At 72.5% G+C, this 8,795-nt stretch carries 8 protein-coding genes and 1 pseudogene; 7 read left to right on the forward strand and 2 right to left on the reverse strand.

Going from position 1 to position 8,795, the window contains the following annotated elements; all coding sequences use genetic code 11:
- The first annotated feature begins 112 nt into the window (after window positions 1-112).
- The 6 genes from QH283_RS06405 (at window position 113) to QH283_RS06430 (ending at window position 7,210) form a co-directional block, all read left to right on the forward strand.
- Window positions 113-1,927, forward strand: coding sequence for an AAA family ATPase (locus QH283_RS06405; RefSeq protein ID WP_280502092.1), 1,815 nt, complete (start codon window positions 113-115; stop codon window positions 1,925-1,927).
- Between the two features lie 514 nt (window positions 1,928-2,441).
- Entirely contained in the window at window positions 2,442-4,127 is a 1,686-nt protein-coding gene (locus tag QH283_RS06410) for a hydroxysqualene dehydroxylase (RefSeq protein ID WP_280502093.1), read from the forward strand.
- A 45-nt stretch (window positions 4,128-4,172) separates the two neighbouring features.
- Window positions 4,173-5,408, forward strand: a complete 1,236-nt coding sequence (locus QH283_RS06415; RefSeq protein ID WP_280502094.1) for a Mur ligase family protein — start codon at window positions 4,173-4,175, stop codon at window positions 5,406-5,408.
- 97 nt (window positions 5,409-5,505) lie between these two features.
- Entirely contained in the window at window positions 5,506-6,216 is a 711-nt protein-coding gene (locus QH283_RS06420; protein ID WP_280502095.1) for a type 1 glutamine amidotransferase, read from the forward strand.
- Window positions 6,217-6,342: 126 nt separating this feature from the next.
- Window positions 6,343-6,549, forward strand: coding sequence for a hypothetical protein (locus tag QH283_RS06425; protein ID WP_280502096.1), 207 nt, complete (start codon window positions 6,343-6,345; stop codon window positions 6,547-6,549).
- Between the two features lie 13 nt (window positions 6,550-6,562).
- On the forward strand, window positions 6,563-7,210 hold the full coding sequence (locus QH283_RS06430) for a hypothetical protein (RefSeq protein ID WP_280502097.1): 648 nt from the start codon (window positions 6,563-6,565) through the stop codon (window positions 7,208-7,210).
- A gap of 118 nt (window positions 7,211-7,328) precedes the next feature.
- Here the strand turns inward: QH283_RS06430 and recR are convergent, their stop codons facing one another.
- Both recR and QH283_RS06440 read right to left on the reverse strand, forming a co-directional pair.
- Window positions 7,329-7,937 (reverse strand): recombination mediator RecR, encoded by a 609-nt coding sequence (recR, locus tag QH283_RS06435; protein WP_280502098.1) that lies wholly within the window; start codon window positions 7,935-7,937, stop codon window positions 7,329-7,331.
- A 15-nt stretch (window positions 7,938-7,952) separates the two neighbouring features.
- Window positions 7,953-8,285 carry a YbaB/EbfC family nucleoid-associated protein gene (locus QH283_RS06440; protein WP_280502099.1) on the reverse strand — a complete coding sequence of 111 codons (333 nt, stop codon included), beginning with the start codon at window positions 8,283-8,285 and terminating at the stop codon, window positions 7,953-7,955.
- Between the two features lie 155 nt (window positions 8,286-8,440).
- Between QH283_RS06440 and QH283_RS06445 the strand changes: the two are divergent.
- Window positions 8,441-8,795, forward strand: a pseudogene (locus tag QH283_RS06445) (hypothetical protein); the annotation flags it as partial.

Raw genomic sequence — 8,795 nt, forward strand, 5'->3', positions numbered from 1 at the left:
ATTCCGGGGGGGGCCGGGGCTGTTTCTGCGTGGGGGGGCTGGCACCTGCTTGGGGGGGGTCGCAGGAACGGGCCGAGCTCTCTGCTCGCTACCCGAGCTTTTGGGGGAACCTGTGACAGACAACGACCAGAATCCGACCACTCCGCCCTGGCTCCAGGGTCGTTCGACGGATACGGCCGAAGCCTCCGCGGCGGCGGAGGGACAGGACGAGCGCGAGCAGGCGGGCGGCGAAGCGGATTCCGCCGAGCGCGGGGACTTCTCGACCACCTCGCGCGCCGGCGCGACGGGCGATCACGGCGACACCGGCGGTCACGCGGTGGCCGCCCCCGGTGCGGGCTCCGCGCCGGGCGGCTTCGACCCTTACGGCAGTGGGCAATTCGCGCAGGCGCCGGGCCCGGAGGGTGGATTCGCGCCCCCGCCGCCGCCCGCCGCAGGCTTCGCGCCACCGCAGCCCGGCGGCGCCCCGGAAGGCAGCGGCGATCCCGGTTTCGGCTGGGCGCCCCCGCCGCCGCCCGCCCTGCCGCCCCAGCCGGGTTTCGCGCCACCGGGATTCGGGCCGGACGCGCCGGTTCCGCCGTGGCAGAGCGGCTCCCAGCCGGTGCAGCAGCCGCAGTTCGGGCAGGCTCCGCCGCCGGAGGCGACTCAGCAGTTCGACGCGCCGCCCCCGCCGCAGGCCGATGCCGGCCCGCAGTTCGACTCGAACCAGCCGCAATTCGGCGCGCCAGGTCAGCCGCAGTTCGGCGCGCCGGGGCAGCCGGGGCCGGTGCCCGGTCAGCCGCCGCAGTTCGGACCGCAGGACCAGCAGGGCGGCCAGCCCACCGGTCCCTCGGGTTTCGGCGCGCCCCAGCAGTTCGGCCTGCCCGGCCAGTTCACCCAGCAGCCCGCCGGGCCGCAGGGGCACGGCCAGCCGCCCGTGCCCGGCAGCTCGGTCAACGATCTGAACCTGCTCAAGCGCGCCAGGCGCGCCCCGCGCAGCGGCTGGCGCCGGGCGGTGCACAAGGTCTCCGGCGGCGTGATCAACCCCGGCGAGTCCGCGGCCGACGTGGTGCACCGCGACCTGGTCGAGCGCGTCAACCAGCCGGTGCGCGGCGATTACCGGATCGCGATCCTCTCGCTCAAGGGCGGCGTCGGCAAGACCACCACCACCGTCGGTCTCGGCTCCACCTTCGCCTCGCTGCGCGGTGACCGGGTGATCGCCATCGACGCCAACCCCGACCTTGGCACCCTGGCCCACCGGGTGCCGCGCCAGACCCGCTCCACGGTGCGCAACCTGCTCGAGGACCAGAACATCTCGCGCTACTCCGACGTGCGCGCGCACACCTCGCAGGCGCCGAGCCGCCTGGAAGTGCTCGCCTCGGAACAGGATCCGGCGGTCTCGGAGGCCTTCAGCGAGGCCGACTACCGCAAGGCCATCAGCATCCTGCAGTCGTTCTACAACATCATCCTCACCGACTGCGGCACCGGCCTGATGCACTCGGCGATGGCGGGCGTGCTCGACATGGCCAGCTCGCTGGTGCTGGTGACCTCCCCGGCCATCGACGGCGCGCGCAGCGCCTCGGCCACGCTGGACTGGCTCGAGCACCACGGTTACGGCAAGCTCGTCGAGCGAACCGTGGTGGTGGTCAACGCCTCTCGTCGCGGCGCCTCCACCGTCGACCTCGACCAGCTGCGCAAACTGTTCCTCGACCGCACCCGCGCCGTGCAGATCGTCCCCTTCGACGACCATCTCGCCGAGGGCGCCGAGATCGATCTGGAGCTGGTCGGCAAGCCGACCAGGCGCGCGCTGCTGGAACTGGCCGCCATGGTCGCCGACGACTTCGGCTACCACGGCGGACCGGGCTCCCAGGGCGGCTACCAGCAGGGCGGCTACCAGCAGGGCACCGGCTCGCAGTACCAGCAGCCCTATCAGTACCCCGGCAGGCTGTAACCCCGCTCGGCAGCGGCGTGACCCCGTAACCGGACGCGACCATCACGTCGATGGGCTCACGTACGAGGAACCGGCTCCCACCGACGTGCACGCCGCCACCGCGCCCGCCGAACTGCTCGCATCGCCGCGGCCTGGCTGGTGCTCGACGAGATCCCCACGGCCGCCGAACGGCTCGGCGCCGCGGTGGTGATCGCGGGGTCCTTCGTCACCGTCTCCACGCCGCGGCGCCCCTCGGAGCAGGACGAAAGTAGCGGGCCGGTCCGGGAAACCGCACACGTCACGGCGATGCCCGGTAGGGTCGCGGCAAGGCGCGAGGCCCGGGGTGAGATCCCCGTGAGCGGCGCCGGTGTGCGCGGACCGCGGTAGGGGCGGGTGGGACAGCCCCTGGTCCGAATCCCTACAGTGTGTGCGACGGTGCAGGTTGACGAGGCTGGGCAGCGAATTGCGAATGGCGGATCAGCGGTGGGCCGTATCCCGGAGGACAGTGCTTCGCGGAGCGGTCGCGGTAGGCGCGATGACGGCGGGGGCGGGACTTTCGGCCGGTAGAGCCGCCGCGGCGGGCAGCAGAGTCGCTGTCCTCGGCGGCGGGGTCGCGGGCATGACCGCGGCCCACGAACTCGCCGAACGCGGTTTCGAGGTCACCGTCTACGAGCGCCGCGCCCTGGGCGGCAAGGCGCGCAGCATCCCGGTGCCCGGCAGCGCCTCCGACGGCCGCCCCGAACTGCCGGGCGAGCACGGCTTCCGCTTCTTCCCCGGCTTCTACCAGCACATTCCCGACACCATGCGGCGCATCCCGTTCGGAGACAACCCGGACGGGGTGTGGAACAACCTGGTGCGGGTGCCGGAGGCGCGCTTCGCCCGGCGCGACGGCGACGACTTCCGCGTCGGACTGGATTTCGGCACGCTGCCCGACCCCACCCATCCCGGCTTCCCCGAGACCCTCGGCGCCGCGCTGGCCACCGCGCTGAAGATGTCCCCGGAGGAGGGCGCGTTCTTCGCCAACCGGCTGATGGTGTTCAACACCAGCTGCGACGCGCGGCGTTTCCAGCAGTGGGAATACGTGTCCTGGCTGGACTTCGTGCGCGGGCACGAGCGCAGCCACGAGTTCCGCTCGCTGCTCTCGCGCACCCTCACCAGCATCATGGTCGCCGCCAAGGACAACGCGGCCAGCGTGCGCACCATCGGCAACATGGGCGAGCAGTTCCTCGGCAATCCCTTCGGCATCGGCAACGACGGCGCGCTTGACCGGGTGCTCAACGGCCCGACCAACCGCACCTGGATCGACCCGTGGTCGCAGCTGCTGCGCGGCCTCGGGGTGCGCTTCGCCATCGGCGCGGAGGTGCGCGGACTCGAGATGCGCGACCGGCGGGTCAGCGGGGTCCGCATCGTCGACGAGTCCGGCACGGCGCGCACCGTCGAGGCCGACCACGTGGTGGTGGCGCTGGCCGCCGAGCAGGCGCGCACGCTGTGGTCACCGGAGGTGCTGGCGGTGCGCCCGGAGCTGGAGGGCATGAACCGCCTGGTGGTGGACTGGATGACCGGCATCCAGTTCTATCTGCGCCGCTCGCCCGACATCTCCCCCGGCCACACCGCCTACATCGATTCGCCGTGGTCGCTGACCTCGATCGCCCAGAACGCGCTGTGGGCGCACAAGCTGCCCGAGTACGGCGACGGCACGGTGCAGGACTGCCTGTCGGTGGACATCTCCGACTGGCACACCCCCGGCATCCTCTACGGCAAGCCCGCCGTCGAGTGCACCCACGAGGAGATCGCGCGCGAGGTGTGGGCGCAGATGCTGGCCCACCTCAACGACCGCGACGAACTGCTGCGCGACGCCGACCTGCACTCCTGGTTCCTGGACCCGGCGATCGTCTGGCAGGCCCGCACCGGCCGCAACACCAACGCCGATCCGCTGCTCATCAACACCGCGGGTTCGTGGGATCTGCGCCCGGAACCGCACGGCGCCATCGAAAATCTCTTCCTCGCGGGCGATTACGTGCGCACCAATGTGGATCTGGCCACGATGGAGGGCGCCAACGAGTCCGCGCGCGCCGCGGTCAACGCCCTGCTCGACACCGTCGGCTCGGACGCGCCGCGCTGCCGGACGTACACCCTGCATCGCGCCGCCGAACTCGAGCCGCTGCGCCGCATCGACGCCGAGCGCTTCGCCGCCGGCCTGCCCAACGCCTTCGACGCCTGACCCCGCGGCGCGCCCGCCCAGCCGATCGCACATACACTCGCCTGCGTGGCGGACATTTCGATACGCGGGCGCATCGCCCTGCGGGCCGCGGCGGCCGCGTCGTGGGCCTCCCGGCGCGCCGGTCGCGGCAACGGCTCGATGATCGGCGGCCTGATCGCGTTGAAGATCGACCCGACGATCATGCGGCAGCTCGGCCGTGGGCGCCGGACCGTGCTGATCACCGGAACCAACGGCAAGTCGACCACCACCAGGATGACCACCGCCGCGCTGAGCACCCTCGGGGCGGTCGCCACCCAGGCCGACGGCGCCAACATGGACGCGGGCATCGTCGCCGCGCTCAGTCAGCACCCCGGCGTGCCGCTGGCCGCCATCGAGGTCGACGAGCTGCACCTGCCGCACGTCTCCGACGCGCTCGACCCCGCCGCCGTCGTGCTGCTGAACCTCAGCCGCGACCAGCTCGATCGGGTCGGCGAGATCAACATGATCGAACGCAAGCTGCGCGCGGGCCTGGCCCGCCACCCCGACACCGTGGTCATCGCCAACTGCGACGACGTGCTCATGACCTCCATCGCCTACGACCACCCGAACGTGATCTGGGTGGCGGCGGGCAGCGGCTGGGCGATGGACGCCACCAGCTGCCCGCGCAGCGGCGAGCCGGTGATCTGGGAGGGCGTGCACTGGCGCAGCACCGGCGCGGATTTCCAGCGCCCGGAACCGGATTGGTCGCTCGAGGGCGAGGATCTGGTCGGCCCCGACAGCACCCGCTACCCGCTGCACCTGGCCCTGCCCGGCCGGGCCAATCGCGGCAACGCCGCGCAGGCGGTGGCCGCGGCGGTCGCGCTCGGCGCCGAACCGGCCAAGGCCGTGGTCGCCACCGGGACCGTGCGCGAGATCGCGGGCCGCTACAAGACGGTGCAGGTCGGCGAGCACACCGCCCGGCTGTTGCTGGCCAAGAACCCGGCAGGCTGGCAGGAGGCGCTGTCGATGATCGACCACTCCGCGGCGGGCCTGGTGATCGCGGTCAACGGCCAGGTGCCCGACGGCGAGGATCTGTCCTGGCTGTGGGACGTGCGCTTCGAGCACTTCGAGGACGTGCAGGTGGTGGCCGCGGGCGAACGCGCCACCGACCTGGCGGTGCGGCTGACCTACGCGGGCGTCGAGCACACCACGGTGGCGAATCCGTTGCGCGCCATCGCCTCCTGCCCACCCGGCCGGGTCGAGGTGCTGGCCAACTACACCGCCTTCCGCGACCTCAACCGCGACCTGGAGGCGCGGCGGTGACCACGGGCGGCACGAGCATCACCGGCACGGGCATCAACGGCACGGGCTTCCGCGCGGCGGAGGCGGGGAACGCCGAGGTGGAGACAGGACACAGCGCATGAGCGACTCGACGGTACGGATCGGGCTCGTCCTGCCCGACGTGATGGGCACCTACGGCGACGGCGGCAACGCGCTGGTGCTGCGCCAGCGCCTGCGCATGCGCGGCCACGACGCCGAGATCGTGGAGATCAATCTCACCGACCCGGTGCCGGAATCGCTGGACATCTACACCCTCGGCGGCGCCGAGGACTCCGCGCAGCGCCTGGCCACCCGCCACCTGCGCCAGTACCCCGGCCTGCAGAAGGCCGCCGAGCGGGGCGCGCCGGTGCTGGCCATCTGCGCCGCCATCCAGGTGCTCGGCAACTGGTACGAGACCTCCTCCGGTGAGCGCGTGGAGGGCGTCGGCCTGCTCGACGTCACCACCTCGCCGCAGGCCGTGCGCGCCATCGGCGAGGTCGTCACCTCCCCCGTCGTGCCCGGCCTGCGCGCCCCGCTCACCGGCTTCGAGAACCATCGCGGCGGCACCACCCTCGGCCCCGACGCCACGGGCCTGGCCCGCGTCACCCGCGGCGTCGGCAACGGCGTGGGCGACGGTCTGGAGGGGGTGGTCCAGGGCTCGGTCTTCGGCACCTACATGCACGGCCCCGCGCTGGCCCGCAATCCCGAACTCGCCGACCTGCTGCTCGCGCGCGCCCTCGGCGTCGAGGCCCTGTCCCCCCTCGACCTCCCCGAGGTCGAACAGCTGCGCCGCGAACGCCTGCGCGCCTGAGAGCTGCGTCCTACTTCGCGACGGCGTCCACGTCGCGGCGGTGCGGCGTAGTGTCGGTGCGGTGTGCTGTCATGGGAGGCGAGGCGGCTCTGGCGAGCCGGAACCGGATTCCAGTCAGGAGGGCACATGCGCGCACCGGGTTGCGGGGGATGCGACACCGGGGTCGACCACTGTCACGGGACATTGGTGGTGCACGAGGACTGGTCGTCGGAGTGCACCGAGCCGGAGTGCGTCGATCTCGATCGCGCCAGGCACACCTTCGTCGTCGACTGCGCGGATGTGGCGGGCGGATGCGCCTGCGGCGGGGGCGAGCGGCGGCGGCACAGCGCCTGACTAGGCTGGCCGGGTGAACTACGACCTCGTGCTGCTGCCCTCCGGTGTCGCCCGCACCCCGTCCGAGGTGGACGACTACCTGACCGCACAGCAGGGTCTGCCCACGACCGATGCGGTGCGGGAGATGGCCGCGATCATCGACGAGCGCGACTCGGCGCTGCCGGAGGAGGATTCCTTCCTCGCCGAGGACTGCGAGGTCGGTGGCGACGGCACCGGGTCGGTGCTGCACGTGGCCTGCCCGTACGACGCGATCGGCTATCTGCGCGCTCTGTTGTTCGAGATCGCCACCCCCCGCGACTACGCCCTCTACGACCCGCAGCTGGCCTGGCTGATCGATCCGGCGGGCCGCGTCGATATCGGCGTCTCGCACGGCGGCGCGGGCGAGTTCCCGTATCTGACCGAGACCCTGATCCACCAGTGGGTGCCCGAACTGGCCGCGCCCGCGCCGTATCTCATCGTCGAGCGCGCGCCGCAGCACTACATCCAGACCTTCCGCTCCGCGCCGGGCGAGTTCGCCCTCGAGTACCGCGACGGCGGCCCGGAACGCCACTACGCGCTCACCCTCACCGAGGCGCGCGATGTGGCCGAACTGATCTGGGCCTGGGCCGACGGCGATCAGGCCACGCTGGACGAGCGGACCTGGGAGCGGGTCGAGTTCTGACGCCGCCCGCGACCCGGGTCCGGCGAGCGCCCGCGACCGGGCTCCCGCGCACGCGCCGCAACCCCTGGGCCGGCGAGCGTCCCGTTGATCCGCGCGCGGAGCACCCGGCGAGGCGTCCCTAGAGCGCCCGGCGCCCCGACAGCGCCCGCCCGAGCGTGAGCTCGTCGGCGAACTCGAGATCGCCGCCCATCGGCAGGCCGGAGGCCAGCCGGGTGACCGTCAGCCCGGGGAAATCGCGCAGCATGCGCACCAGGTAGGTCGCCGTCGCCTCGCCCTCGGTGTTGGGGTCGGTGGCGATGATGACCTCGGTGACGTCGACGCCGTCGGCCTGATTGCCGATGCGGGTCAGCAGTTCCCTGATCCGCAGCTGGTCGGGGCCGACACCGCTGAGCGGGTCGAGCGCGCCGCCGAGCACGTGGTAGCGGCCGCGGAACTCCCTGGTGCGCTCGATGGCCTGCACGTCCTTGGGCTCCTCGACCACGCAGATCACCGTGCGGTCGCGACGCGGGTCGGCGCACAGCCTGCACAGTTCGCCGTCGGCGACGGTGCCGCAGACCGCGCAGAAGCGCACACCGTCACGCACCTTCTGCAGCGCGGCCTGCAACCGGTCGATCTCCGGCGGCTCGACCTGTAGCAGATGGAACGCGATACGCTGCGCGCTCTTGGGACCGACGCCGGGCAGTTTGCCCAGTTCGTCGATCAGATCCTGTACCGGCCCCTCGTACAACCGACGCGCCCTCGCTCAGAAACCGGGCAGACCGGGGATGGAACCGCCACCGGCCAGCGGGCCGAGGCGCTCGGCGGCCAGCTGCTCCGCCTTGGCGGAGGCGTCGTAGACCGCGCCGATGATGAGGACCTGCAGGCCCTCCACGTCGTCGGGGTCGACGACCTTCGGGTCGATCGTCAGCCCGACGACCTCACCGCCGGCCTTGAGCGTGACCGTCACCAGCCCGTTGCCCGCCTGGCCGGTCACCTCCGCGGCGGCGATCTCGGCCTGCGCCTGCATCACCGCTTCCTGCATCTGCTGGGCCTGGGCGAGTAACTGCTGCATGTCGAACTGACCACCGGGCTGCACGGCACGTCCTCTCTGGCGGGATTGTCACGGTTCAGCCTAGTCGCCGTCGCGCCGGCACCGCGGCACACCCGCGCGCTTCCACGCTCTGCGCCGGATCGGGAGCACGACGCCGAATCGGGGGGTTTCAGTTCACGGATACGGAGAAAGCGGTACGCATGACGCGAGTTCCATCCCCCGTTCCGCACAGATCCATCGCGATCGCGCCGCGGCGCCCGGCCCGCCGCCCACGCGCGCTCGCGCTGCTGACCGGCACGCTGCTCGCGGCGGGCGCGCTGGGTTCCGCCGGCGCGGGTGCCGAGCCGGCCATCGGCGGCAGCTCGGACGCCGACTACGGCAACGGCTGCGTCGTCACGGCCGGCGACAAGGCCCGCACCATGGACTCGCTGCGCTCGCACTGCACGGCCGAACAGCAGGACGCCATCTACCGCGGCGCCGTCGCGGGCGCCGCGCCCGCCGGGGTGACCGACGGCGGGGTGGGGCGCCCCGCCTACGGCACCGGCCTGGCCCCCC

Source organism: Nocardia farcinica (assembly GCF_029867845.1).
Taxonomy (GTDB): Bacteria; Actinomycetota; Actinomycetes; order Mycobacteriales; family Mycobacteriaceae; genus Nocardia; species Nocardia farcinica_A.